We start from the raw sequence: 25159 nt of genomic DNA on the forward strand, positions 1-25159 counted from the left end.
CTCATCTTTCCGACGCCTCAACCGATCGGAACGCTAACCCTTCGGAACGCCGTACGTGCCTGTCAAGCCCTTGGCCGACGGAGGGGCGGCGCGTAGCTTCACATCATGAGTGACGAACGCGAAATCCAGGATCAGCTGAAGATCACGGACGCTGACGCAGAAGTCAGCCCCGCCGATCGCACGGAGGCCGGCGCAAACACCGGTTCGGAAACAACCGAGGACGACAACGTCGGAGTGCTCGGCGATGTTGCCCACCCCTTCGACCAGACCAATGGGATCGTTGAGCAGTTCGACGAGCGCATCGTTCAAGGAACTGATGTCGCTGCTTCGCCCGATGGGACGTCAGTCGACAGTGACCTCCCGGTCCGCGCTGGCGGCGCCGTCGACGGGACGGTCGACCGGAACGGTGCACGAGTCACCGACGGGGGATTGGTGACTGAAGACGGTGACGCGGTACCCGGAGACGACACAGCCCGCTGACTTCCGAAGACTGAAACGCAACAGCTCGGCGGAAGTAGCGCGGCCTGACGGACCCGGACCTATCGCCGCAGCGCTTCCCGCTCAAGCGAGAACAAGCCAATCGGCAGATCGGTGCGCCCACGGGTCGACAGGTCGGCCACGATGTCGCCGACGACCGGCACGAACTTGAACCCGTGTCCGCCAAATCCGGTGGCGACGGTAACCTGTGAGTGCTCGGGGTGCAGGCCGAGCATGAAGTGATCGTCCGGCGAGCTCGGGTAGAGACACGTACTCGCCGCGAGTAGTCGTCCGGTGAGGTGCGGAAACAGATCCAGCGCGCGGGACTGCATCTGCGCGACCTCGAACGGCAACGCGTCGCGGCTGATGGCATCCGGGTCGGTGGGTGTGTAGTCGTGAAAGAAGCCGATCTTGATGCCGGCGGTCTGGCCGGGAACAACGGGGAAACCGTAGACCTGCTCGTTCCCGTCGGTGCGTTCGATGAAGACCGGCTGCGTACCGACCGCATAATCGCTCGGGCGCGGTTTACCGCTGGAGTAGTCCGGCTCAAACCAGTAGACAACCTGGCGCTCGGATGCCACTGGCGCACCAACCTCGCCCAACAGGCGCTCAGACCACGCACCAGGCGCGACGACCAGTCGGTCGGCACCGTAACGTCCGCGCGTGGTCACCACCTCGACCCCGCCGCCTTTGGTTGCCGTCCACGACAGCACGGTCTCGCCGAAGTGCAGTTGGGCGCCGTGCATGGTCGCCACCTGAATGTTCGCAGCGGTGGTAGCTTCGGGATCAACGAATCCGGCATTCTGCTCAAACAGGCCCATGGCGTGCGGGGCTGGTTGCATCGCCGGAAACCGCTCGGAGATTTCGTCGCTGGTGAGCACATCGTGCGGCAGTCCCCAGTGCTGGGCGGACGCGAGCGCCCCGGTGAAAGTATCCTCACCGGGGTCACCAATGTAGATCCCGCCGGTGAGCGTCATCAGCGACCTCTCCGATTGTTCCTCGAGCTGCCGCCAGCCCGCATAGGCCCGGCGGAGCAACGGTACGTACTCGAGTCCCTCGAAGTACGACTGTCGAATGATGCGAGTTCCTCCGTGCGCGGATCCGCGATCATGGCTCGGCCAGAACCGCTCGATGCCAAGCACACTGTGGCCGCGCTGGGCGAGCGCATTCGCCGCGGCTCCGCCCATCGATCCGAGGCCGATGACAATAACGTCGACGTGGTTCATCGGTGTCCTTCACGTTGGGGAGCGGATGCCGTCGGCTCACGGCACGCGGACGTCTCCCAGCTTAGAAGCTGGCGCGGACGGAGGGCCCTTGCTAAACTTGAGTCACCGAGACTCAACTTTAGGAGAAGCATGCAGCCTGGACAGCAGCCGCAGGGAAAGCAGAAGAGCGCCCTCGAGCAGTACGGTGTCAACCTCACCGACGTGGCGCGTACCGGAAAGCTTGACCCCGTCATCGGCCGCGACGCGGAGATCCGCCGGGTCAGCCAGGTTCTCACTCGCCGCACCAAGAACAACCCCGTCCTGATCGGAGAGCCCGGCGTCGGCAAGACCGCTGTCGTCGAAGGTCTCGCGCAGCGGATCGTCGCGGGAGACGTGGCCGACTCGCTCAAGGGCAAACAGCTTGTTTCGCTCGACCTCGCAGCCCTGATCGCCGGCGCGAAATATCGTGGTGAGTTCGAGGAGCGGCTCATGGCCGTGCTGCAGGAGATCAAGGACGCCGAGGGCGAAATCATCACCTTCATCGACGAGCTCCACACCCTCATGGGAGCCGGCGCAGGTGAAGGCAGCGTCGCGGCGTCCAACATGCTCAAGCCGATGCTCGCCCGAGGGGAACTCCGCATGATCGGCGCGACCACGCTCAATGAGTACCGGGAGTACATCGAGAAGGACGCCGCCATGGAGCGGCGGTTCCAGCAGGTCTACGTCGGGGAGCCGAGCGTCGAAGACACCGTGGCTATCCTGCGTGGACTCAAGGAGCGGTACGAAGCCCACCACAAGGTCACGATCGCCGACTCCGCACTCGTTGCCGCGGCATCCCTCTCGAATCGATACATCCCCGCTCGGCAACTGCCAGACAAGGCCATCGACCTCATTGACGAAGCTGCATCCCGCCTGCGGATGGAGATCGACTCGTCGCCGGTGGAAATTGACGAGCTGCAGCGCGCCGTCAGTCGACTGAAGCTGGAGGAGCTCGCTCTGAAGAAGGAAAAGGACGACGCGTCAAAGCAGCGCCTCGCCAAACTGCGTGAGGACATGACCGAGAAGCAGTCCGAGCTCGACGAGTTGAAGGGGCGCTGGGACAAGGAGCGTTCCAACCTCAACCGGGTCGGCGACCTCAAGACCCAGCTCGACGAGATGAAGTCCCGCCGCGACCGTGCCCTGCGCGAGGCGAACTACCAGGAGACATCGCGGTTGGAGTACGAGGTGATTCCGAAGATCGAGGCGGAGATTAAAGAGGCCGAGCAGGCCGAAACCGACGGACCGCTGATGGTCAACGACCAGGTGTCCTCAGACGACATCGCCGCGGTGATCGCCGCCTGGACCGGCATCCCGGTCGGACGGCTGCTGCAAGGTGAGACCGAGAAGCTGCTGCACCTCGAAACCGAGCTCGGCAAACGCCTTGTCGGCCAGAAGCAGGCGGTTTCAGCGGTATCGGATGCTGTTCGGCGCACCCGCGCCGGCATCTCGGATCCCAACCGCCCCACAGGCTCGTTCATGTTCCTCGGCCCAACGGGTGTCGGTAAGACCGAGCTGGCCAAGGCGCTCGCCGAGTTCCTCTTCGACGACGAGAAGGCTATGGTTCGCATCGATATGTCGGAGTATGGCGAGAAGTTCTCGGTGTCGCGGCTCGTCGGTGCTCCTCCCGGCTACGTCGGTTATGAGCAGGGCGGTCAGCTGACCGAAGCCGTGCGGCGGCGCCCGTACTCGGTTGTGCTGTTCGACGAGGTCGAGAAGGCACACCCCGAGGTGTTCGACGTGCTGCTGCAGGTGCTCGACGACGGTCGGCTCACCGATGGGCAGGGCCGAACGGTCGACTTCCGCAACACGATCCTCATCCTCACCTCAAACCTCGGTTCGCACTACCTGGTCGACTCGGAGCTGCCGTGGGCCGAGAAGGAAGAGGCCGTTCAGCAGCTGGTGCGCCAGTCGTTCAAGCCCGAGTTCGTCAACCGGCTCGACGACATCGTGGTGTTCTCCGCACTGAGCGAGGAGGACCTCGGCCAGATCGTAGAGCTCTACATCGACCGGCTGCAGCGCAGGCTCAACGAGCGCCGACTCGAGCTCGCCGTGACCCCCGACGCTCGCAGCTGGCTCGCCGAGAGAGGATACGACCCGATCTATGGGGCCCGTCCGCTGCGTCGACTCATGCAGACCGAAATCGACGACCGACTCGCTATGGCGTTGCTGGGCGGCGCGATCCGTGACGGTGACACCGTGCGCGTCGACCTCGACGCTGCCGCTGATTCGCTCACGGTCGGATCGGTTCCGGTAACGGTGTCGTAGTACCGAAAACTGAACAGATAAGAAGAGCGGATGCCATGGCATCCGCTCTTCTTTATGTCTTGCGTTTCCTCGCTGGTTACGCGCTGACCAAAACGAGGTCATTCAGCGGGCGACGCACGCGCGGTGCGACCTCGCGCTCACGAAGGACATCGCTCTCGAGGGCGTCGGGCGCTCCGAGGTATCCGAGGGCGGTGACGGAAATGGGTTCGAGGGTCGCATCGATCGTGAAGGCGGCGCGCAGTCCATCGACCTCGATGCCACCCATCTGGTGAACGTGGAGTCCGTCGTGGTGGGCCTGGACGGTGAGGTTGGCGACGGCCTGGCCGAGGTCGTACTGTGCCCACCGCAGCGGAGTTCCGTTTTCGGTGGTGACAGCGGCGAGATTGACGATGAGGACCGCCGCGGAGCTCGCCCACACCTGGTTGAAGCCCATGAGGTTCTCAACGATGGTTGCGTGCTCGGCGGTGCCGCGGCGCGCAACGATGAAGCGCCACGGCTGAGTGTTCGACGCTGAGGCCGACCAGCGAGCGGCTTCGAGGGCCGAGGTGATCTTCTCGGCCGGGACCTCGACTGATGGGTCGAAGGAGCGGGGGCTCCACCGTTCGGCGAGCACCTCGTGAATGGGGGCGCTTGTGACCGCTGTGCGGCTGAGTGATGACGTGGTCATGAGGATCTTTCTGTGAGAACGGAAGTCGCCATTGACCTATGTATATGGAAGGGACTGGTGGCGCAGGAAATTCCACGTGACCGCCCCCTTTCACTGTACCCACGGCATCCGCTCGAGAGCTGATGGTTACGGATGTCGTGGGCGGGTTGACAAGGATCGAGCAAGACCTTAGGTTAACTAGTGAACTATAGAACCTAAGGTCGTGATCATGTTCACAGGGGAAATCCCGATCTACCAGCAGCTTGCTGATCGCGTGGCCGAAGACATTCTGGCCGGAACGTATCCGGAAGAATCCAGCGTGCCGTCCACCAACGAATACGCGGTTTTCTACCAGATCAGTCCCATCACGGCCGCCAAGGGTGTGAACCTGCTCGTCGAGCAGGGCGTGCTCTACAAAAAACGCGGAGTCGGAATGTTTGTGGCCGCTGGTGCGCGCGAGAAATTGCGAGTGAAGCGGCGCGCGGCGTTTTCGGAACGACACATCGCCCCACTGGTGCATGAGGCCCGCTTGCTTCGCATCTACAGGGAAGAACTCGACGACTTGATCAACCAGGAGGACAGCAAATGACGAACACCATTGAAATCGACTCGGTCACCCGACAATTCGGTCGTGTTCGAGCGCTCGACTCCGTGAGCTTCGCTGTTCCGGAGCATTCCTTCGTCGGGCTTCTCGGCCGAAACGGAGCGGGCAAGACCACCGTGATGTCGATCATGGCCGGGCAGGATCGCCCCACCTCGGGCAACGTGACAGTGGCGGGACACGATCCGTTCGAACACGCGCCGACGCTCGCGCAGATCAGCTACGTGCGCGACAACCAACGGTATCCGGACGACTATCGGCTGCACCACGTGCTGCGCATCGCCCCGAACTTCGCGCCGAACTGGAGTCCTGAGGTCGCCGCCGAGCTCGTCGAGGGATTCCGCATCCCCGCCAGAACACCGATCAAGAAGCTTTCGCGTGGTCAGCTCTCATCGGTCGCGATTGTGCTCGGCCTCGCGTCACGTGCCCCCATCACCCTCCTGGACGAGCCGTACCTCGGCCTCGATGTCACCGCGAGGGCCTTCTTCCACACGGTTCTCCTGCGCGATTATGAGGATCACCCCCGCACCGTCGTTTTCTCAACCCACCTGATCGAAGAAAGCGCATCGCTTTTCGACCGCGTTGTGATCATGGACAAGGGCCGCGTGGTCCTTGACGCGGCCAGCGACGAGGCCACCGAAACGGCGTGGGTGATGAGTGGCACAACACCGGCCGTCACCCGCCTGACCGGCAACGCGCAGGTCCTGTCGACGAGCACCGTCGGCGGGTTGATGTCCGCAACCGGCTTCGGCGCTCTCGACAGCGAGACTCGCGAACTCGCACAGGAACTCAGAGTTCAGATCGTTCGCGCAACCCTGCAGCAGCTTGTGGCGGCCTACGGGGCGAACGACGCAGCATCCGACAGAAAAGAAGAGGTTCGAAGCGCATGAGCACACTGATTTCGAGCACCAAACTGCACCTCAACAAGCGCGAGATCACCTTCGCGGTGCCGCTGTACATCACCGGGCTGGTCGCCGTGGTCTCCGTGTTGATTTCGTTCCTGTTCTGGCGGGCCGGCAGCCAGCCCGGCTCTGAGGGCTGGATCTCAGGCTCCCAGTCCAACCCCGGCATTCTCTATTCGCTCGCGGGCTTCCTCGTTTACCTCGGCGTTCAGTCGGTCGCAACGACGTTCCCCTTCGCTCTGAGTCTCGGAGCCACGCGGCGCGGGTTCGCCGGAGGGACTGTGCTCTGGGCCGTCCTGGTCTCCGCCTACCTCGCTTTCGTGTTTGCGGTGCTCACGACCATTGAAATCGCGACGGATCACTGGTTCGCCGGGTTCTACGTGTTCGACGTCTACGTCCTCGGCGCAGGGGATCTCAGTCGGCTCCTGCCGACCGTCTTCCTGGGCACGCTGTCGATGCTCACCATCGGCGGAGTCTTCGGCGCTGCGTGGCTCCGGTTCGGAGCACGCGGCCCCCAGGTCATCGGCGTCGGAGTCGGGCTCGTGCTGGTGCTCGCACTGATCGTGCTCATCCCATCGGCCGCCGAGATCCTCGGCCGGTTCGAGCTGTGGTGGCTCGCGGTCACCGCTGCAGTCGTCATAGCGCTGAGCTCAGCCGGAATGTGGTCGCTGCTGCGATCCGCGATCGTTCGCTAGCCACTCCAAAACCAAGCAGGGTTCCGCACACACTCGTGGCGGAACCCTGCTTGGTGGTCACGCTCAGACCAGCGCTGGCATGACCTCACGTTCGAAGAGTTCGATCCCCGAGCGGTCGTATGCCGCCTCGGGGAAGTACGTGATCGCGTAGGCGAGTCCCTTGTCGCGCATTGCCGAGAGTCGCTCGGCGACCTGCTCGGGGGTTCCGACACCGAGCGCATTACCGCTCCGGTACTCGGCCATGAAGCTGGCTGCTTTCGCTTCGCCGAGGTAGGGGGTGACCCTCGCCTGGATGGCGTCGAGCCGGTCGGCGACCTCAGCTTCGGTGTCAGCAATCACGACGTTGTAGTTCGAGCTGCGCACGATCTCCTGGAAGTCTCGCCCGACCTTGTCACAGTGGGCACGAAGGATGTCGCTCTTGTGGGTGAAGCCGTCGGGTGATCCGTCGAAGTTCGTGTACTGAGCGTACTTCGCCGCGATCCGGAGGGTCACTTTCTCGCCGCCACCGGCGATCCAGAACGGGATGCCCGAGCCCTGAAGCGGAAGCGGGCGAACAATGGCGCCGTCCACCTGGTAGTGCTTGCCGTCGAGGGTGGCTGTGCCGGTTTCCCAGGCCTGCTTCATGATCTGCACACCCTCGTCGAGCCGACCGAGGCGGTCGCCAGCGCTCGGGAAACCGTAGCCGTACGCACGCCACTCGTGCTCATACCAGCCGCCGCCGATGCCCATCTCGACGCGACCGCCCGAGATGACGTCGATCGTCGCCGCGACCTTGGCCAGGTACGCCGGGTTGCGGTAGCTCATGCAGGTGCACATCTGGCCGAGGCGCACGCGCTTTGTCGTGGCTGCGAACGCGGACATCAGCGTCCAGGCCTCGTGCGTTGCTTCTTCGCTCGGCTCGGGCGTCGTGTGAAAGTGGTCGTACACCCAGATCGACTCCCACTCGCCCGCGTCGGCGTGGGCCGCGAGGCTGTTCATCGTTGCCCACTGTTCAGCCGGGTCAATTCCTACGAGGTCAAAGCGCCAACCCTGTGGCACAAACATTCCAAATCTCATGCGGTCAGCCTATTGGCGGCACCGTCCGTTCTTCGGGGATTGACACAACAAACGATGACGGATGCTGCGTGGCAGCGGACTATCCGCAGGCGAACGTCCGATCCGTTGTCGTTTGATATCGCTGAATGTCCACGATTCCGGCGCCGACGGCGGTCTCGCTGCCGTCCGGCATGATGCGCTGGACGCTGACGGGGGAGCGACCGAGAGGGATCGATGACGGCACGGTGGCGTTGGTCAGCTGAACGTACGGGTTCCATCCGTCGGCGGTGTTCGCAATCTTGACCCCGTTGACGTAGAGGTTGTACTTCAGGGTCGCTGGGTCGACACCGGTCGGGGGAGTCCATCTGTACGTGGCCATCCACGACGGCGATGCCGAGGATTCACACGTGAGCTGCGTCACAACGTGCTCTGGTGTGCTCATCCTCGCGTTCGTCGCACCGACGTTTTTCAGCGTGAATGTCTGCGCTGGGTCGTTCGGATTACAGGTGACCTGCTCGAACCCCGCACCGGAGGTTGCGACTCCGCCGATGACTGACATGCATTTGCCGCTGTTGCGGGCGACGAACTGATATTTGTCGCCCCCAACAGCGATGACGCTCCACTGCTGGTTGGTTCCCAGGTTGGGTGCATAGAGGATGATGCGTGTTGCATTGTTGCTCGACGCCGCCTCGACGTCCCAGATGATGGCGTTGGAATGTTTCGGGACGACTGTGTAGTAACCGTCGGCGTTCGGGCCGGAGAACGACCACTGCTGGTTCGCTGCTGCAGGGTTGCTGCAGGCGTATTGGATGAGCGCCGTGAAATTGACTGTGCCAGCACCGGTGGCGTCGATGCAGAGCTGGCTCGTGCTGTTGACGATCTGGAACCAGCCGGAGGGAGCACCCACCGCCAGGGTTGTGACGGTTGCTTTCGGCGACGCGGGTGAAACGTGCGCAGCCCCGTCTTTCGCCACGACGGTGTAGCTGTACGCTGTCGACGCGGCGAGACCGGTAATGATGAACGACGTGGCCCCCGTCGTGCTTCCGATCAGCGTTGTATCCCGGTAGATGTCATACCCGGTCACGCCAACATCATCGGTTGCGCCACTCCAGTTCAAGGTGGTCGACGTTGAGGTCGTGCCGCTGAAGGACAGGCTGGTCGGTGCCTTCGGAGACGCGTCAACGAAAGACTGGGTCACCGAAGACGAAGCCGGACTTGTCCAGTTGCTGCGCTGCAACACTGTGTTGAACGTAGCCGTCATTGAGGTGTCTGAGGTGATGCCGACGGCGGTCGTCAGCGTTGTTTTCAGACAGTAGAACTGTGACGCGCCCGCCGCGAGCGTGCCGGTGAGCACAGGGAACGCCGCCCATGTTCCGCGAACCGGCGAGATCGGGGTGGAGCATCCCTGCGTGATCGTCGATTTCCACACGTCGACGGTGATGCCCTGGGTGAGTTGGGTCGAACCCGTCGCGGTCGTCGTTGTCGTATAGGCAGCGTCGATCGTTCCGGCGTTGGTGATGGTCAGGCCGCCGGTCTTCTCGGTGAGCCCGGCCGAGAAAGTGACGGTCGGCGGCGTGTCGAGTGCGCTCACCGCTTTGATGGACGCAGCCTGCATCACGATCGGCGGCTGGGTGGCCCTGTCGTACCAGAGTGCGTACGTCCCATCCGCGCTTCCCGTTGTGAGGAGCGCCAAGAGCACGACGAGAACCGCGGAAGCACCGAGAGCAACCCTGCTCTTCGGGCGCCGCGCTCGCCGAACGCGTGCAGTGCGAGCGGGGGCAGGAGCGGGCATCTCGGCTGTCTCGTGAACGGATACGGTCGTTCTCATCCTACGGATATGCGCGAGCGACTCCGGTTCGACGAGGGCGCGCCTGAACATCACCGCGATGCTCATTTACCAAAAAGTGCTGGCTGGGCGCCTGAATCCACGGTTTCAGAGCCATTTTTGGCAAACGGGCCGTCGAGATCGCGGGCGAGCAGGCTGCGGGCGGAGTGCCGATGGCGGGGATGGGCGAGCGGGTTGGGGGACGGCGAGTGACGGGCCACGGGACGGCGAGAAACGGGCGCGGACGGGGACGGCGGAGTGCGGACGGCGGGGTGGGGGATGGGCGAGCGGGTGGCGCGGTCAGCGGTTGAGCGCGCGCCCCGCTCGAACGATTCGCTCGATCCGCGCCGGCGCTGTCTCGTCCTGCAGGCTCGTCACGTCGCCGAGCGGGCGCGAGTCGGAGATGTCCCCGAGCAGCCGGCGCATGATCTTGCCCGACCTGGTCTTCGGCAGGTCCGGCACGACGACGACGTCGCGGGGCTTGGCGATCGGCCCGATCTGCGCGGCAACGTGTTCCCGCAGGACCGTCGTGAGCTCATCGCGAAGCCCCAACCAATACGCGGGGTCCTCGGCTTCGACGCCCTGTGAACGCTGGGCCGGAATGACGTAAGCCGCAATGGCCTGGCCAGTAATGGCATCCGTCACCCCAACGACGCCAGCCTCGCCCACCGCGGGATGCGCGACGAGCGACGATTCGATCTCGATCGTCGACAGCCGGTGCCCCGAAACGTTGATGACGTCGTCAACCCGGCCGAGCACCCAGATGTCGCCGTCGGCGTCCCACTTGGCACCGTCACCGGAGAAGAAGTAGCCCTGCTTCCAGAATCGGGCCCAGTACGAGTCCCGGTAGCGTTCGGGATTGCCCCAGACGGTGCGGGCGAGCCCGGGGCCCGGGCGGTCGACGACGAGGTAACCTCCTTCACCGAACGGCACAGGTGTTCCGTCGTCGTCAACGATCAGAGTCGAGAGGCCCGGCAGCGCACGGTTTGCCGATCCCGGCTTGAGCGTTGAGATTCCCGGCACGGGTGCCATCACGGCCGCACCCGTCTCTGACTGCCACCAGGTGTCGACGATCGGCGTCTGTCCGCGACCGATGTGGGTGTGGAACCAGACCCACGCCTCCGGGTTGATGGCTTCGCCGACAGTGCCGAGCAGCCGAAGTGAGGAGAGGTCGTACTCGGTGGGCACTCCAGCGGGGAACCAGGTCATCAGCGTTCGGATGAGCGTCGGCGCCGTGTAGTACGTCGTCACGCCGTAGCGCTCGATGATTTCGAAGTGCCGCGCGGTGTGCGGGGTGTTCGGGGTGCCCTCGTAGATCACCTGGCTGAGCCCGTTCGACAGCGGACCGTAAATCTCGTAGGTGTGCGCGGTGACCCAGGCCAGGTCGGCCGTGCACCAGTGCACGTCGTCGGCTTTCGCGTCGAAGATCGCCCAGTGGCTCCACGACGCCTGTGTCAGGTAGCCGCCCGAGGTGTGCACGAGGCCCTTGGGCTTGCCTGTCGTCCCCGAGGTGTAGATGATGAACAGCGGTGTCTCGGCATCGAACGCTTGAGGAACATGAACATCGGATGCCACGTCCACCGTGTCGTGCCACCACACGTCCCGCCCGGGCGTCCACGCGATGCCGGGGGTTGCATCACCGGTGCGACGCACAACGAGTACGTGCTCGATGCTCGGCACCCCATCGACGGCGGCATCAGCGTTGCCCTTCACGGCAACCGCCGCCCCGCGACGGAACTGCCCGTCGGTGGTGATGAGCAGCTTCGCCTCGGTGTCTTCCACCCGGAATCGCAGAGCCTCGGCGCTGAACCCGCCAAACACGAGCGAATGAATGGCCCCGATCCGCGCCACCGCGAGAGTGGCGATGATGGTTTCCGGAATCACCGGCAGGTAGATGACGACACGGTCACCCTCACCGATGCCGAGTTCGGTCAGCGCGTTCGCGGCCTTCGACACCTCACGCTGTAGCTCGGCGTAACTGATCGTTCGTCGGTCACCCGGCTCGCCCTCGAAGTACAGGGCCACTTTGTCGCCATTTCCAGCGGCGACGTGCCTGTCAACACAGTTCACGGCGACGTTGAGCTTGCCGCCGGCGAACCACTCGGCCCGAGGCACACTCAGTTCACCATCGGCGTCCTCGGTCACTGGCTCCCACGAGTGCGTGGTGTGCCACGGTTCCGCCCATTCCAGCCGCGCAGCGGCCTGAGCCCAGAAACCAATCGGGTCGGCATCCGCTTGCTCCCACTCCACCGCCGAGAAGTTTGCCTGCGCTGTGAACTCCTCCGGCGCGGGGTAGCGACGTGTCTCCGTGAGCAGGTTCGAAATCGTGGCGGCGGATGCTTCGGGCGCGGTCATTCTTTGACGTTACGTGTGGCGGGCGCCCGGCGATAAATCACGGCGCAACAGGGAGTAACGTGACCGCGTGCTGCGAACATGTGCGGCGGTTGTCCCGCACGCAACCCCCGCAATTTTCCCGACTGGCCGCACCCAACACTGACAGACTGGGCGACATGTCTGCACAGAGCGTTCTCGTCCTCGGCGGTACCGGAATCATCAGCAGCGCCTCGGTCGCGCTCGCCGCTGAGCGGGGGTGGGACGTGACCGTCGTCAATCGCGGTAAGTCAACGGACCGTCCTCTCGGCCCCGACATCGAAACCCTCGAAGCCGACATCCGCAACCCGGAGTCCCTTTCCGCCGCAATCGGCAAGCGCGGCTTCGACGTCGTCGCAGACTTCCTCAGCTTCACGCCGAACCAGCTGCACCTCGACACCTTCCGCGACCGCACCGGCCAGTATCTCTTCATCAGTTCGGCATCGGCGTACCAGACCCCGCCTGCTCGCATGCCGGTCACGGAATCAACGCCTCTGCGCAACCCGTTCTGGGAATATTCACGCAACAAGATCGCCTGCGAAGACGTCCTCGTCGCCGAATACCGGGCATCCGGTTACCCCATCACCATCGTGCGGCCGTCCCACACCTACGACAGCACCGCGCTGCCGACCCTCGGTGGTTGGACCGACATCGACCGCATGCGCCGCGGTGTTCCGGTCATCGTGCACGGCGACGGCACGACCCGGTGGACGATCACGCACACTCGTGACTTCGCCGTCGGTTTCGTGGGCCTCTTGGGCCGCGATGCCGCGATCGGCGACACCTTCCACATCACCGGCGACCAGGCGCCAACCTGGGACGCCATCTACGCTGCGCTCGGTCGGGCCGCTGGCGTCGAGCCGAACCTCGTGCATGTACCAAGCGAGGTCATCGCAGCTGCTTCACCCGAACTGGGTCCCGGCCTTCTCGGCGACAAAACCCACTCGATGGTGTTCGACAACAGCAAGCTCAAGGCGCTCGTCCCCGACTTCGGCCAGCGAACTTTCTTCGAGGACGGCGCGCGCGAAATCATTGAATGGCACGAAGCGGATGCCACGCGGCGCGTAACCGATTCCGCTTTCGATGCGCTCTCCGACCGGTTGGCCGAGCGCTTCGGCGTTTAACCGACGATCGGCTTGGGGTGGCGCACCCGGTGTGTGGCCAGGATGAGTACGGCGGCAACGGCGACGCCGACCACAGTCTCCAGACCACGGTCGATCACGAGCGGGAGCACAGGCACCGGCCCGTTCAGAAGCCCCATCCCAACGGTCAGTGGGGTGAGGAAGAGCAGGGCCGCGGCGTAATTCCGCAGAACGACGAGCTCGGTCCCCGCTTGGAGCGCAACCAGAATCAGGACGAGCAACAGCCCTTGCGGCTGCCAGCCGAACAGCAGGATCGCGACGATCAGTCCGATGAGTGTGCCGAGCACGCGGTGGCTTCCGCGGATGAGCTGGCCAGAGGTTGAGGCGCCCACGACGGGCACTACCGCGGACACCATTGCCCAGTACGGATGCTGCCAACCCAGAGCCAGCGAAATCGCACCGGCGACAAAGGCACCGACAAAGCACATGAGTGCGTGGGTGGAAATCAGTCGCCAGTTTCGCGACGCGGGTCGAAGCGCTGGGTAGGAGCCGGTCGGTTCTCCAGCCAGTCGTCTCCGTGCACGAAGTCTCTGTTTCCCGGCGCCTGAGATCAACGTGACCAAAAGAGTGAAGACGAGCGCGGACGAGGCAAGAAGAGCGGCGACGCCGACGCCGGGCCAGGTTGCCGGCAACGACGCCGAGACGCCAAGCCCAAAGACGAAGAACACGCTTCCGGCTGGTCGCCAGGATCGTGCGTCCGCAATGACGGTTCCGAGTCCAGCCGCACTCGCGATCAGAAGGAGAATCAACCAGCCAGGCGCATCGGCGGCGGAGAGCGCCGCCCCCAGGATGATGAGCGCGACCTGACAGGTTCCGAACTCCGCCTGAACGGCAAGGCGTTGGCGTGTCGGAGCCATCCGTCCGTAGACCGAGGCCAGTGCTGCGAGCAGTGCATATCCGGCGAGCTCAAGATGCCCCACAGTGAGAAGCAGGATGAGCGGTCCTGAGATCGAGAACACGACGCGAAGAGCAACCTTGTGTGCACCCAGATGTGGACCGAATCGCACCAGCTCGCGGGGATCGAACAGAATCCCATCGGTGCGGTACCGGTCAGGCTTCATTCTTTTTCCCTCGACTCGCCCTGCGCCAGGCTCCCTTTCGGCCTACGCTCGGCCGCAGGCAGGAGCGTTCAGAGCGTCGGCGTCAGGTCCCCGTCGGCGTGCTGGATGTGCGGTGCCGCGGGCTGTCCGGGTTCATGAGCGAGTGGCGCCGTCCATAGAAGAAGTAGATGGCGAGCCCGATCACGAGCCAGACGCCAAACCGCACCCACGTCTCCCAGTGCAGCTGCGCCATGAGAAAAGCGGATGCCAGAACTCCGAAGGCAGGAACGACCGGCATAAACGGCAGCCGGAAGGTCCGCGGAGCATCCGGTTTCCGGTACCGGAACACGATCACCGCAGTACACACCACGACGAATGCCGCGAGGATGCCGATGTTGGTCAGGTCTGCCACCTCCTTGATCGGGAAGACACCCGCCAGGAATGCCGAAGAGATCCCGGCGATCCAGGTCACACGTTGTGGAGTGCCGCGCCTATCTGTCTTGGAGAACCAGGCGGGCAAGAGCCCATCGCGGCTCATCGAGAACCACACCCGAGTGACACCGAGGAGGAACGTCAGCATGACGGTGAGGATGGAGAGCACGGCGAACATCGCGATGATGGTCGCAATGACCGGGAGCCCGACGCTTTGAAACGCGGAGGCGAAGCCCGCTGTGGGTGAAATGTCCTTGTAATTTTGCATTCCGGTCAGCACGAGAGTGGCGGCGGCATACAGCAGCATGGCGATGATGAGCGACAGGATGATCGCTTTCGGCATGTGCTTTTTGCCGTCCGTCGACTCCTCAGCGGCCGTACTCATCGCGTCGTAACCAAAGACGGCGAAGAAGACCGTCGCCGCGCCAGCCACAACAGGCCCGAAGCCGCTTGGCATGAACGGGTTGTAGTTCGCCGTGTCGATGAAGAAGATTCCAAGTCCGATAATGAACAGAATGAGCAGGACTTTGATCACGACCGCGACGAGTTCAAATCGGCCGAACGCCCGTGTTCCGCGACTGAGGATCCAGGTCACCAGAAGACACACGACGATGGCAGGAAGGTTCACTACTCCGCCACGGCCCTCATCGAAGGTTGAGGTGAGCTCGACCGGCATTTGGATGCCAATCCCCGACAGGAACGCATCAAAGTATCCGGAGATGCCGATGGCCACAACGGCGACAATGGCGATGTACTCCAGGAGCAGGTCCCAGCCGATGAACCAACCGATGATTTCCCCGAGGGCAACGTAGCCGTAGGTATACGCGGAGCCCGCTCGCGGGATCATTCCCGCGAATTCGGCGTAGGACAGCGCCGCCGCGGCAGACGCGAGTCCAGCGATCAGGAAGGAAATCAATACAGCTGGGCCGACTCCTGGTGAGCCTTCGCTTCCCGCTGCGACCAGCCCGGCAAGCGAGAAGATGCCGACACCGATGATGCCGCCGACGCCGATGGCTGTGAGTTGCCACAGCCCGAGGGTTTTCGCCAACCCGCTGTGTTTGCTCTCCTCCTCGATGTCCTCAATGGGCTTGCGCCGCAGAACCGATCGGCTGGAGTGTGTCGCGGTCATCGGGACCCCCTGTCCACCTTCCCGACCGGGTGTTCACCGACGGTGAGCCGTGCAGCGGTGAGAAGACAGTGGAAGTTTTACAAGGGGGTCGAGTGTGCGCAAGAACCTCGACATCTGTCCTGTTTTGGGTTATGCGCTCGCTTTCGCAGCGGTCGCTAACTCCGCACGGATGCCATCAACGAACGCGTCGATGTCTTCCTCGGTGGTGTCGAACGAGCACATCCAGCGCACCTCGTTGTTTGCCGCATTCCAGTCGTAGAAGTGGAAGCGTTCCCGCAGCACCTCGATCGACTTCCGCGGAAGCGTCGCGAACACGGCATTGGCCTGTGTCGGCTGGCTGAATCCCAGACCGCTGACCGCACCGGTGTCGACAAGGTCCTCAAGCGAGGTCCGAAGCCGCGCGGCCATCGCGTTCGCGTGTTGGGCCGACCGCAACCACAGGTCTCCCTCGAGCAGGGCGATGAGCTGCGCTGAAACGAACCGAAGCTTCGAGGCGAGCTGCATGTTGAGCTTGCGAAGGAAGATCAGACCATCGGATGCTGCGGGGTTGAGTACCACTACTGCCTCACCGAAGAGGAGGCCGTTTTTCGTTCCACCAAACGAGAGCACGTCAACGCCAGCGTCAGTTGTGAAGGCCTTCAGCGGAACGCCGAGCGACGCTGCCGCATTGGCGAGTCGCGCACCGTCCATGTGCAGGGTCATGCCGTGTGCGTGCGCGTGGTCGGCGATCGTGCGGACCTCGTCGACAGAGTAGAGAGTGCCGAGTTCAGTGGACTGGGTAATCGAGACAACGAGTGGCTGTGCCCGGTGCTCGTCGCCCCAGCCCCACGCCTCGAGGTCGATGAGCTCGGGAGTGAGCTTGCCGTCGGGGGACGGCACGGTGAGGAGCTTGATGCCGCCGACCCGTTCGGGTGCTCCGCCCTCGTCGACGTTGATGTGCGCCGTCGAGGCCGAGATGACCGCACCCCACCTGGGCAGCATGGATTGCAGCGCCGTGACGTTCGCGCCGGTGCCGTTGAAAACCGGGAACACCTCGACGCCGTCGCCGAAGTGCGTGGCGAACACCTCCTGGAGGTGCGCGGTGTAGACATCCGCTCCGTATGACACCTGGTGGCCGCCGTTGGCCTGAGCGATCGCGTCAAGAACTTCGGGGTGCGCGCCGGCATAGTTGTCGCTGGCGAAGCCTCGGAAGTTGGGGTCATGCAGAATTTCAGTCACGAACTCAGCGTAATAGCGAGCGTGCTCCCTGTCGTACGGGCCGGCGTCAGGTCGGCAACAGTGCAGCGAGGGTCGGGCTCACGGCGACGGCGACCGCGAGAAGTACCGCCGTGAACCCGAGCCCCGCGATGGCGGGCCAGCGCCGCCTGGGCCGGCGGGGAGGCGTTGGCTCCGGAATCCGGATCGGGTTGACCATGGCGTGGTAGCGCAGGGGGTTCAGCGGGGTTTCCGGCGCGCGGCCGGTCGGGTGTGGGGTGGGCGAGTGGGCAGCAGAAGTTGTCATTGTCCGGTCCTGTCGGGTAACGCACCGAGTAAGACCTGCAGCCTATAACTGAGGGATGCTCAAGTTCGAGGTTGATGCACGAAATCACCCCCGAAGACGTGGTGTCCTTCGGGGGTGATCGTCGTTTCAGACGCGAGGTTTAGCTCTTGAGCGCCTCGCCCCACTTCACTCGGGCGCCCATCTTGAGCAGCGAGTTCTGGTAGATGCGTGAGCCGAGCCAGATCGTCCCGAATGTTGTCGCAATGAGAATCACGAGTGAGACAAGCGGCTCCCACCACTCGGCGGTTCCGAGGAACAACCGAACCGGCATCCCAACTGGGGCGGAGAACGGCACGTATGACATGATCGCGAGCACTGTGGGGTTGTCGTTGAAGAAGATCACCAGGAAGTAGGGGATCATCACGAGCATGGTCACCGGAGTTGTGGTTGCACCGATGTCTTCCTGCCTGGACACCATCGACCCCGTCGCGGCGAACAGTGAGGCGAGAAGCACAAACCCGATCGCGAAGAACACGACAAACCAGACGATGGGTGCGCCGAGCCCGGTGAGAAGATCGGTCTGTCCGGTGATGGTGAGCCCGATGATGGAAAGCGCGGCGATGATCGCGATCTGTCCGAACGCCAGAACCGAGTTGCCGAGGACCTTCCCTGCCATCAGCGCCTTCACGGGAATGGCCGACATCAGGATTTCGACCACCCGGGTCTGCTTCTCCTCGACAACGTTTTGCGCGATGGTCGAGCCGAAGGTCATCGCGGACATAAAGAAAACGAGACCGAAGCCGAGGGCGACGAAGTAGACGATCAGTGGGTTGGTGGCATTCTCATCGAGCAGGTGCACCGGAGGAGAGATGCTCAGTTGCGCGAGCAATCCACTGGGCACGTCCGTGTTGCCGATGACGGCAATGCCGAGTGGCGTTGTCGAGTCCGGCACAATGGCCGCCTCAACGCTGCCGTCCTTCACGAGCGTCTCTGCGGCATCGACGCTTGACGCCTCGGTGACGTCGAGCCCATCGGCCCCCGAAACCGCCTGTGATGCGGTTCCGACGACAGCCACCTTGGTGTCACTGACGTTTTGCGCCGCGAAGCCGCCGATCACGATGGACGCGAGCACAACGAGCAAGAGGATTCCCGTTGAGATGAGGAACGCCTTGCTGCGCAGGCGCATGGTGATCTCACGCTCCGCCACGAGCCAGGTGGCTTGAATCGTGCTCGGGGCGGATGGTCGCGTCGACTGTGCGCGATCCGGGGTCACGGTCGTCATTTGATGACCTCCTTGAAGATTTCGGCGAGAGACGGATGCTGCGGGGCGAAGGTGGCGACATCACCGCGGCTGAGTGCTGTGCGAAGGACGTGCTGTGCTGTTGCTTCACTGTCGGCGTCGAAGACCGCGTACCCGCCGTCGAAGTTCACAACGGTGACTCCGCTTTCGGTGCGCAACCAACCGGCATCCCCGCTCGAGAGAAGTTCGTAGCGAAGCCGGGAGTGCTGCGCGCGGAGCCCGTCGCGAGAACCGTTAGCGCGGATTTTGCCGTCGGCGATGATGACGAGGTCGTCACACAGGCGTTCGACGATGTCGAGCTGGTGCGAGGAGAAGAGCACGGGGGCTCCCGCCGTCGCGCGATCCTTGAGCACGCCGACGACAACGTCGACAGCGAGCGGGTCGAGGCCGGAGAACGGCTCGTCGAGCACGAGTACCTCGGGATCGTGGACGAGTGCTGCCGCGATCTGCGCGCGCTGCTGGTTTCCGAGGGAGAGGCTCTCGACGGCGTCGTTGCGGCGCTCGCCGAGATCGAGCCGCTCGAGCAGGTCCCTGGCGTTGCGGCGCGCAGCCTCCGGTGTGAAACCGTGCAGCCGAGCCAGGTAAACGAGCTGCTCCTCAACCTTCATCTTCGGGTACAGGCCCCGCTCCTCAGGCATGTAACCGAAGCGGCGGCGGTCATCGGGAGTGAGCTGGTTGCCTGCGAGGGACACGGTGCCCTCGTTTGCGCTCAGCACGCCGAGGATGATGCGCATGGTTGTCGTCTTGCCTGCGCCGTTTCCGCCGACAAACCCGGTCATCCGGCCGGGTGCCACGTCAAAACTGACATCGGTGAGCACCTGCCTCGTGCCATAGGTCTTGGTGACATTGCGAATCTCGAGCATGGGGAGCCCTTCTTGTGAACGTAACTCAACGGTAGGGCCGGGTGGCGACCCGGAGCATCCGTCTGGGGAAGGGTCTTTGATCTCCCCCTCACGGGGGAGAGGAGGTGCGCTCCATCTGAACGGACCTACGATGGGCTGATGCCCGCCCTTCCCCTCAGCAGGCGTCGTGACCCCGAGCGGCCGCGGCTGCCGCGCGATGTTCTCGTGCTCGGGGTGGTCGCATTCTTCGTAATGGTCGGTTTCGGTGTGGTCATCCCGGTGCTTCCTGTTTATGTGGCCACGTTCGGAGTGGGGTACGTCGAGGTCGGCGCGGTCGTTTCGGCATTCGCGCTGATGCGCTTCGTCACGAGCCCGTTCTGTGGGCGACTCATCGACTGGGTCGGGGAGCGTGTCCTCCTCGCGGTCGGTATCGGGATCGTCGCGCTGTCGAGCGGGCTCGTCGGAATCGCGCAGAGCTACGTCGAGGTGTTGATGTTGCGCGGAATCGGCGGTATCGGTTCGGCGATGTTCACCGTCTCGGCGATGACCCTGCTGCTCGGTTCAACACCGTCGACCCAGCGCGGCCGTGCCGTTGGCTTCTATCAGGGCGGTTTCCTCCTCGGCGGAATGGCCGGACCGGCCATCGGCGGTGTACTAGCCTCGATCTCGCTCACCGCCCCGTTCTTCTTCTACGCGGGAACCCTCGCGATCGCCGGGCTTGTCGGCGTGCTGCTGCTGCAACCGAAGTCGCGGGACGTCGCCGCCTCGGCGCCGGTCGACGTCGTGCCCTTCCGGGTTGTGCTTCGCGACACCCGGTTCCGCGTTGCTGTGCTTGCCAGTTTCGCGAACGGCTGGACATCGCTCGGCGTTCGCAGTGCGCTCATCCCGGTGCTCGTTGTGGACGTGCTCCTTGGCGAACCGGCGTGGACCGGTATTGCCTTCGCGATCGCCGCCGTTGCGCAGACGCTCGCGCTGGCTCCCGCCGGAAAGTTCGTTGACACCGTCGGCCGCAGGCCGGCGATCCTGGGCGCGTACGCCGTCGCTTCGCTCACCATCCTGGGCATCTCGTTCGCGCCGAACATGATCGTGCTCACCGTGCTTCTCGCTGTGTACGGAGTGGCTGCCGCGTTCATGGGAACGGCGCCGGCGGCGTCGGTCGGCGATGCAACCGCTGGGTCGAAGGGCGGTCGGCCTGTGGCCGTGTTCTCGATGGCCAGCGACCTTGGTGCGATCATCGGCCCGCTCGTCGCCGGCTGGCTCGTCGACACGGGCTCGTTCCCGCTGGCATTCGGGCTCGCCGCCGTTTTCCTCGCGGCCACGTCCCTGTTCGCTCTGCGCATGCCGGCCGAGCCGCGAACGGCTGGCGACCAAGCTTAGGCGCGCGCTCTCCTCACGTGAACGCTGCCCGAGCGGACCAAGAATCGACGCCGATCCCTTGAAAGCTTGACAGTCGAGCGGTCAGGTGGCATGTTCGTGTGCACCGCTGGAAACGTTTACAGTCCTCAAAGGAGAGAATTGGTCCGGGTCACCATCACACAGGTTGCCGCTCATGCAGGCGTGTCGGTCGCGTCTGCGTCACGGGCTCTAAATGGCCAGATCGCCAGCGCGGAGACAATCGCGAAGGTGAGGCACGCGGCGGCAGTTTTGGGCTACGTCGCCGATGCGACGGCTCAATCACTTCAACGGGGCCGCACCAATCAGCTTGCATATGCCGTTGCCGACATCGGAAACCCGGTCTACGTCGAGATGATGAGTGCGATCGAGCGTGTGGTCTCAGCGTCCGGTTACCGTCTGCTCCTCTCTTCGACGGGTACCACCTCGTCGTCCGTTGACGTCGTGCGCGACCTGGGTCGTGGGTATGTCGACGGCATGATCCTCTCGCCGCTTCGCATTACCGACGAACTCCTCACCGCTCTCGCCCAAAGCCCGACGCCCGTCGTGGTTCTCGGTCGCCTTCCCGACGGCGCGCGCCTGGATACCGTGCGCGCCGACTCGTTTACCGCGATGCGGCTCATTGTGGACCACCTCGTTACCGAGGGGCGACGGGACATCGCCTTCGTGAATGGTCCGACGGACACAACACCGGGCGCGTTTCGCCGGGACGGTTTCGCTGCGGCGGTAACCTCCCATCCTTATCTCTCAACACGCACCGTTGATGCTCAAGACTTCACGATCGCCGCCGGATACACCGCAGTGCGGCAGGTCCTCGCGGGCGACCAACGCCCAGACGCCGTCGTCGCCGCCAACGATTTGATCGCTATCGGCGCGATCCGGGCAGCCGAGGACCTTGGCTTGACGATCCCGCGCGACATCGCAGTCACCGGTATTGACAACACGGAACTCGCCGGGGTGGTTCGACCGGGGCTGACAAGCGTCGACCTCGGGGCGGAGGAACGCGGCCGTGTTGCGGCCGAGCTCCTGCTTGCGCGCATCGCTGAGCCCTCGCGTGCTGCACACACCGTCACGGTAGCGCCGTCGCTCGTTGTGCGCGGATCTTCACTCGTAGCTGGTCACGGGCCGAAACGCGTTGCACCGGCACTCGAGCACGGCGACGAGGCCACCGCATTCGGCACAGAGGAGGCAGCCGGATGAGAGCGTCCGCCACCAAAACCCCGAGGCAGACGACGCGGGTCGGTCACCGCGCCCGCGCGCAGCGCCGAGAAGCCGTCGCCCTCGTTATTCCCGCGCTCCTCCCGATTCTCATCTTTTCCGTCATCCCGCTGGTCAGCGGTGTCGCGCTCGGTTTCACGGACGCAACGTTGAAGCGCAACGCGGAGATCAACTTCATCGGGTTTGGCAACTTCATCGAGTTGCTCGGCGATAGCCGGTTCTGGGAGTCGTTCGGCATTGGCATCATCTGGGCCGGATCGGTAGCGCTTCTCACCTTGGTCTGTGCCATGGGGCTCGCGTTGCTGCTCAATAGCGACTTGAAGCTGAAGGGTCTCACCAGAGTTCTGGCCCTGATTCCATGGGCGATGCCACCGGTGGTGATCGCAATCGTGTGGAGGATGATCTACAACCCCAACTCCGGTCCCCTCAACGGCGCGCTCGAAGCGATTGGAATACCCGGCGTCAACTGGCTCGGCGACTTCTCGACGGCGCTCCCCGCGGTCATTCTCGTCGGAGTGTGGTCGGGTATCCCACAGACGACTGTGCTGCTGCTTGCCGGAATGCAGTCCATCTCGGCAGAGCAGCACGAGGCGGCGGCCGTCGACGGCGCCGGCGTCTTCCGCCGTTTCTGGCACATCACACTCCCGGGGCTACGCCCCATCATCGTCGCCGTCACCGCGCTCGACTTCATTTGGCAGTTCAACTCCTTCGGACTCATTTACGTTCTCACCGAGGGCGGTCCGGGCGGGCGCACGATGATTCCCCCGCTGTTCACTTACCTTGAGGCGTTCCGCAACCGCGAAATTGGCTACGCGTCGGCGATGGGTGACGTGCTCGTGATCGCCATCATGCTCATCCTGTCGCTCTATCTCATCAACCAGTTCCGTCAGACGAAGGGATCCCGCTCATGAACACGAAGCGCCCCTGGTACGCAACGGTGCTGATGTACGTGGCTCTCGCAGCCTTTCTCTTCTTTCTCGGGTTTCCGCTGCTGTGGCTGCTGTCCGCCTCTTTCAAGTCGAGCGGGGAGTTGAACTCGCTAGCCGTGAACTTGCTGCCTGCGGAGTGGGACTTCAGCAACTACGGTGCGGCGCTTGAGCGTCAAAATCTCTTGCTCGCGGCGGGTAATTCGCTCTTCGTCTCGATCGCGACGATGCTGATCACCGTGCTGCTGTCGATGCCGATGGCCTACGCGCTCGCCCGCTTCCAAGGGCGTATGCGAGCCGTTGGAACGGTGTGGATTCTCACCAGCCAGGTCTTCCCATCGATCCTCATCATCATTCCGCTGTTTTTGGTGTTGCGGACCATCAATCTGAACGACACTCTGTTCGGTTTGATCCTGGTCTACGTCACGTTCACGCTGCCGTTCACTCTCTGGATGCTGCAGGGGTACGTCGCGGCGATTCCGACCGAGCTGGAAGAAGCGGGCGAGATGGACGGTGCGTCACGTCTGACAATCCTCCGGACGATCATCCTTCCTCTGCTCGCACCCGGTCTCGTCGCAACCGCGATGTTCACTTTCGTTTCGGCGTGGAACGAGTTCTTCCTCGCTCTCGTGCTGTTGCAGAGTCCCGAGTTCTATACCCTTCCGATCGCTTTGCGGTCATTCCTGGGCGCGGAAGGGCAGACCCAACTCGGTCCGCTTGCCGCTGGCGCGATCCTGGCGACGATCCCGTCGCTCATCATCTTCAGCATCCTCCAGAAGAAGCTGACCGGCGGAATGCTCGCCGGCGCAGTCAAGGGCTGACCCAACCCACCAAGTGGAATCACAATGAGAAAGGCGAACAACATGAAGAGAATACGAGGCATAGGCGCCATCGCATTCGCGGGGATCGCGATCCTCACCCTGGGCGGATGCCAGCAGGGCAGCGCAACCAAGGACAGCAATGACGGCGAGGGGGGCGCCATTACCCTTCAGTTCCAGTCGCTGTCAGACCAGCCAGACGCCCAAGCGGCCGTAAAGGCGATCGTCGATGAGTGGAACGCGGAGAACTCCGACGTCCAGGTCGAGATCGTCCAGGCGGGATGGGACGGGACGTTCGACAAGCTCGTCACACAGTTCACTGGTGGAACGGCACCGGACATCATTCACTATGAAGCCAGCTCGATCGCCTCCTTCGCGGCCGACGGCTATCTCGCCGATCTCACTGACTACATCGACAGCGACCTGAAGTCGGACATCTCCGACGGCATCTGGGACTCCGTCACCCAGGACGGAGAGATCATTGCGTACCCATCGACACTGCAGTCGTACATGGTCTTCGCCAACGCCGACCTTCTGGAGACCGCCGGCGTGGAGATTCCCACCGGCGAAACGATGACGTGGAAGCAACTGCAGGAGATGGCAGCGGCGACGACCACGGGCGAAACCTACGGCCTCGGGTGGGGACTCGCATCGCCGACCGCAACGATTATGAGCCTGGCACTCGGCTTCGATGGCGGCTTCTTCTCCGGCGATGGCACCGATGCCTCGATTGAGGTTGGTGAAGCGGAACTCGCCGTGCCCGAGCTGATCCATGAGATGACGTACACCGACAAATCGGTCGATCCCACCTCTCTCACCCAGTCGGGATCAGACGTGCTCGCGTCGTTCTACGGTGGAAAGGCCGCGATGACCGTGCAGGGTTCGTTCCAAGCGACAAACATCGCCAACGACGCACCGGAGGGACTCAACTGGGTCGCCCTTCCGCCGCTGGAAGGCTCCGAAGGCGCCATCCAGGCCGCAAACCCGCAGACGTACTCGGTCAATATCGATTCCGAGCACGTGAAGGAGTCCGCCGAGTTCCTCAACTTCTTCATGAGCGGCGACAACCTGGCTCAGATCGCCTACGCCGACGCGCTCATCCCATCGTCTGACTCGGCGCGCGCCGAGGTGGAGAAGCTGGCCGCGGACAACCCCGCCTGGACTCAGGTGCTGAAATCCGGTGAAGGTCTCGTCGGGCCGCCGTTCCTCAAAGTGGAGAAGTACACGGAGTGGAAGGACACGGTCGCCACGCCAGCTTTCCAGCAGTATCTCGCCGACCAGATCACCGCCGACCAGCTAGCTGAGCAGCTGACCGACGGCTGGTCAAGCATCGCCGGCTGATGACGCCTGCGGGGGCGAGCCGTCTGTTCGCCCCCGCGC

The 25159-nt window shown here is 63.6% G+C and carries 22 protein-coding genes; 11 read left to right on the forward strand and 11 right to left on the reverse strand.

Annotation, left to right across the window (positions count from 1 at the left end; genetic code table 11):
• Positions 1–105 precede the first annotated feature (105 nt).
• A complete protein-coding gene (locus D9V28_RS09405; RefSeq protein ID WP_121659436.1) occupies positions 106–480 on the forward strand; it encodes a hypothetical protein in 375 nt (124 codons plus the stop codon).
• A 59-nt stretch (positions 481–539) separates the two neighbouring features.
• Here the strand turns inward: D9V28_RS09405 and solA are convergent, their stop codons facing one another.
• A complete protein-coding gene (gene solA / locus D9V28_RS09410) occupies positions 540–1703 on the reverse strand; it encodes an N-methyl-L-tryptophan oxidase (protein ID WP_121659437.1) in 1164 nt (387 codons plus the stop codon).
• A 129-nt stretch (positions 1704–1832) separates the two neighbouring features.
• Here solA and D9V28_RS09415 point away from each other — a divergent pair, with 129 nt between their 5' ends.
• Positions 1833–3986, forward strand: a complete 2154-nt coding sequence (locus tag D9V28_RS09415; protein ID WP_121659438.1) for an ATP-dependent Clp protease ATP-binding subunit — start codon at positions 1833–1835, stop codon at positions 3984–3986.
• A gap of 76 nt (positions 3987–4062) precedes the next feature.
• On the opposite strand, the gene D9V28_RS09420 is transcribed toward D9V28_RS09415, so the two are convergent.
• Positions 4063–4653, reverse strand: a complete 591-nt coding sequence (locus D9V28_RS09420; RefSeq protein ID WP_121659439.1) for a nitroreductase family protein — start codon at positions 4651–4653, stop codon at positions 4063–4065.
• Between the two features lie 208 nt (positions 4654–4861).
• Here D9V28_RS09420 and D9V28_RS09425 point away from each other — a divergent pair, with 208 nt between their 5' ends.
• From D9V28_RS09425 to D9V28_RS09435, 3 genes are read left to right on the forward strand one after another with little or no spacing between them, the layout of a single operon-like run.
• Complete coding sequence (locus D9V28_RS09425) at positions 4862–5221, forward strand: GntR family transcriptional regulator (RefSeq protein ID WP_121659724.1); 360 nt, start codon at positions 4862–4864, stop codon at positions 5219–5221.
• Complete coding sequence (locus D9V28_RS09430; protein WP_121659440.1) at positions 5218–6123, forward strand: ABC transporter ATP-binding protein; 906 nt, start codon at positions 5218–5220, stop codon at positions 6121–6123. The genes D9V28_RS09425 and D9V28_RS09430 overlap by 4 nt, the downstream gene beginning before the upstream one ends.
• Positions 6120–6830: a hypothetical protein gene (locus D9V28_RS09435; protein WP_121659441.1), complete on the forward strand. Its 711-nt coding sequence runs from the start codon at positions 6120–6122 to the stop codon at positions 6828–6830. Before D9V28_RS09430 ends, D9V28_RS09435 begins: the two co-directional genes overlap by 4 nt.
• A 63-nt stretch (positions 6831–6893) precedes the next feature.
• Here the strand turns inward: D9V28_RS09435 and D9V28_RS09440 are convergent, their stop codons facing one another.
• The 3 genes from D9V28_RS09440 to acs form a co-directional block, all read right to left on the reverse strand.
• On the reverse strand, positions 6894–7886 hold the full coding sequence (locus tag D9V28_RS09440; protein WP_121659442.1) for an LLM class F420-dependent oxidoreductase: 993 nt from the start codon (positions 7884–7886) through the stop codon (positions 6894–6896).
• Positions 7887–7965: 79 nt separating this feature from the next.
• Positions 7966–9657: an RICIN domain-containing protein gene (locus D9V28_RS09445; protein WP_220700478.1), complete on the reverse strand. Its 1692-nt coding sequence runs from the start codon at positions 9655–9657 to the stop codon at positions 7966–7968.
• Between the two features lie 333 nt (positions 9658–9990).
• On the reverse strand, positions 9991–12045 hold the full coding sequence (gene acs / locus D9V28_RS09450) for an acetate--CoA ligase (protein ID WP_121659444.1): 2055 nt from the start codon (positions 12043–12045) through the stop codon (positions 9991–9993).
• A 155-nt stretch (positions 12046–12200) separates the two neighbouring features.
• Between acs and D9V28_RS09455 the strand changes: the two genes are divergently transcribed.
• Entirely contained in the window at positions 12201–13184 is a 984-nt protein-coding gene (locus D9V28_RS09455; RefSeq protein WP_121659445.1) for an NAD-dependent epimerase/dehydratase family protein, read from the forward strand.
• Here the strand turns inward: D9V28_RS09455 and D9V28_RS16515 are convergent.
• From D9V28_RS16515 to D9V28_RS09480, 6 genes are all read right to left on the reverse strand, one after another.
• On the reverse strand, positions 13181–13630 hold the full coding sequence (locus D9V28_RS16515) for an FUSC family protein (protein ID WP_371870003.1): 450 nt from the start codon (positions 13628–13630) through the stop codon (positions 13181–13183). The two genes, D9V28_RS09455 and D9V28_RS16515, sit on opposite strands and share 4 nt — an antisense overlap.
• Positions 13631–14345: 715 nt before the next feature.
• Positions 14346–15803 carry an amino acid permease gene (locus D9V28_RS09465; RefSeq protein WP_121659447.1) on the reverse strand — a complete coding sequence of 486 codons (1458 nt, stop codon included), beginning with the start codon at positions 15801–15803 and terminating at the stop codon, positions 14346–14348.
• A 129-nt stretch (positions 15804–15932) separates the two neighbouring features.
• Positions 15933–17021 (reverse strand): threonine aldolase family protein, encoded by a 1089-nt coding sequence (locus D9V28_RS09470; protein WP_121659448.1) that lies wholly within the window; start codon positions 17019–17021, stop codon positions 15933–15935.
• Positions 17022–17067: 46 nt separating this feature from the next.
• The gene (locus tag D9V28_RS15960; RefSeq protein ID WP_147440961.1) at positions 17068–17304 is read right to left on the reverse strand and encodes a hypothetical protein; all 237 of its coding nucleotides are present in this window, start codon (positions 17302–17304) and stop codon (positions 17068–17070) included.
• Positions 17305–17443: 139 nt separating this feature from the next.
• Positions 17444–18565 (reverse strand): ABC transporter permease, encoded by a 1122-nt coding sequence (locus D9V28_RS09475; RefSeq protein ID WP_121659449.1) that lies wholly within the window; start codon positions 18563–18565, stop codon positions 17444–17446.
• Positions 18562–19446: an ABC transporter ATP-binding protein gene (locus tag D9V28_RS09480; RefSeq protein ID WP_121659450.1), complete on the reverse strand. Its 885-nt coding sequence runs from the start codon at positions 19444–19446 to the stop codon at positions 18562–18564. Before D9V28_RS09480 ends, D9V28_RS09475 begins: the two co-directional genes overlap by 4 nt.
• A gap of 138 nt (positions 19447–19584) precedes the next feature.
• On the opposite strand from D9V28_RS09480, the gene D9V28_RS09485 reads away from it, so the two are divergent.
• From D9V28_RS09485 to D9V28_RS09505, 5 genes are all read left to right on the forward strand, one after another.
• Entirely contained in the window at positions 19585–20802 is a 1218-nt protein-coding gene (locus D9V28_RS09485; protein ID WP_121659451.1) for an MFS transporter, read from the forward strand.
• 138 nt (positions 20803–20940) lie between these two features.
• Positions 20941–22017: a LacI family DNA-binding transcriptional regulator gene (locus tag D9V28_RS09490; protein WP_121659452.1), complete on the forward strand. Its 1077-nt coding sequence runs from the start codon at positions 20941–20943 to the stop codon at positions 22015–22017.
• Positions 22014–22946 carry a carbohydrate ABC transporter permease gene (locus D9V28_RS09495; RefSeq protein WP_121659453.1) on the forward strand — a complete coding sequence of 311 codons (933 nt, stop codon included), beginning with the start codon at positions 22014–22016 and terminating at the stop codon, positions 22944–22946. Before D9V28_RS09490 ends, D9V28_RS09495 begins: the two co-directional genes overlap by 4 nt.
• Positions 22943–23782, forward strand: a complete 840-nt coding sequence (locus tag D9V28_RS09500; RefSeq protein WP_121659454.1) for a carbohydrate ABC transporter permease — start codon at positions 22943–22945, stop codon at positions 23780–23782. The genes D9V28_RS09495 and D9V28_RS09500 overlap by 4 nt, the downstream gene beginning before the upstream one ends.
• Before the next feature lie 42 nt (positions 23783–23824).
• On the forward strand, positions 23825–25120 hold the full coding sequence (locus D9V28_RS09505; protein ID WP_121659725.1) for an ABC transporter substrate-binding protein: 1296 nt from the start codon (positions 23825–23827) through the stop codon (positions 25118–25120).
• The last annotated feature ends 39 nt before the right edge of the window (positions 25121–25159 follow it).

The organism is Mycetocola zhadangensis, from assembly GCF_003668565.1.
GTDB lineage: Bacteria > Actinomycetota > Actinomycetes > Actinomycetales > Microbacteriaceae > Mycetocola_A > Mycetocola_A zhadangensis.

Excerpts from the sequence above, each read along its gene's own strand:
- D9V28_RS09405 (WP_121659436.1), top strand. The coding sequence starts at position 106 with ATGAGTGACGAACGCGAAATCCAGGATCAGCTGAAGATCACGGACGCT.
- solA (WP_121659437.1), bottom strand. The coding sequence starts at position 1,703 with ATGAACCACGTCGACGTTATTGTCATCGGCCTCGGATCGATGGGCGGA.
- D9V28_RS09415 (WP_121659438.1), top strand. The coding sequence starts at position 1,833 with ATGCAGCCTGGACAGCAGCCGCAGGGAAAGCAGAAGAGCGCCCTCGAG.
- D9V28_RS09420 (WP_121659439.1), bottom strand. The coding sequence starts at position 4,653 with ATGACCACGTCATCACTCAGCCGCACAGCGGTCACAAGCGCCCCCATT.
- D9V28_RS09425 (WP_121659724.1), top strand. The coding sequence starts at position 4,862 with ATGTTCACAGGGGAAATCCCGATCTACCAGCAGCTTGCTGATCGCGTG.
- D9V28_RS09430 (WP_121659440.1), top strand. The coding sequence starts at position 5,218 with ATGACGAACACCATTGAAATCGACTCGGTCACCCGACAATTCGGTCGT.
- D9V28_RS09435 (WP_121659441.1), top strand. The coding sequence starts at position 6,120 with ATGAGCACACTGATTTCGAGCACCAAACTGCACCTCAACAAGCGCGAG.
- D9V28_RS09440 (WP_121659442.1), bottom strand. The coding sequence starts at position 7,886 with ATGAGATTTGGAATGTTTGTGCCACAGGGTTGGCGCTTTGACCTCGTA.
- D9V28_RS09445 (WP_220700478.1), bottom strand. The coding sequence starts at position 9,657 with ATGCCCGCTCCTGCCCCCGCTCGCACTGCACGCGTTCGGCGAGCGCGG.
- acs (WP_121659444.1), bottom strand. The coding sequence starts at position 12,045 with ATGACCGCGCCCGAAGCATCCGCCGCCACGATTTCGAACCTGCTCACG.
- D9V28_RS09455 (WP_121659445.1), top strand. The coding sequence starts at position 12,201 with ATGTCTGCACAGAGCGTTCTCGTCCTCGGCGGTACCGGAATCATCAGC.
- D9V28_RS16515 (WP_371870003.1), bottom strand. The coding sequence starts at position 13,630 with ATGTGCTTTGTCGGTGCCTTTGTCGCCGGTGCGATTTCGCTGGCTCTG.
- D9V28_RS09465 (WP_121659447.1), bottom strand. The coding sequence starts at position 15,803 with ATGACCGCGACACACTCCAGCCGATCGGTTCTGCGGCGCAAGCCCATT.
- D9V28_RS15960 (WP_147440961.1), bottom strand. The coding sequence starts at position 17,304 with ATGACAACTTCTGCTGCCCACTCGCCCACCCCACACCCGACCGGCCGC.
- D9V28_RS09475 (WP_121659449.1), bottom strand. The coding sequence starts at position 18,565 with ATGACGACCGTGACCCCGGATCGCGCACAGTCGACGCGACCATCCGCC.
- D9V28_RS09480 (WP_121659450.1), bottom strand. The coding sequence starts at position 19,446 with ATGCTCGAGATTCGCAATGTCACCAAGACCTATGGCACGAGGCAGGTG.
- D9V28_RS09485 (WP_121659451.1), top strand. The coding sequence starts at position 19,585 with ATGCCCGCCCTTCCCCTCAGCAGGCGTCGTGACCCCGAGCGGCCGCGG.
- D9V28_RS09495 (WP_121659453.1), top strand. The coding sequence starts at position 22,014 with ATGAGAGCGTCCGCCACCAAAACCCCGAGGCAGACGACGCGGGTCGGT.
- D9V28_RS09500 (WP_121659454.1), top strand. The coding sequence starts at position 22,943 with ATGAACACGAAGCGCCCCTGGTACGCAACGGTGCTGATGTACGTGGCT.
- D9V28_RS09505 (WP_121659725.1), top strand. The coding sequence starts at position 23,825 with ATGAAGAGAATACGAGGCATAGGCGCCATCGCATTCGCGGGGATCGCG.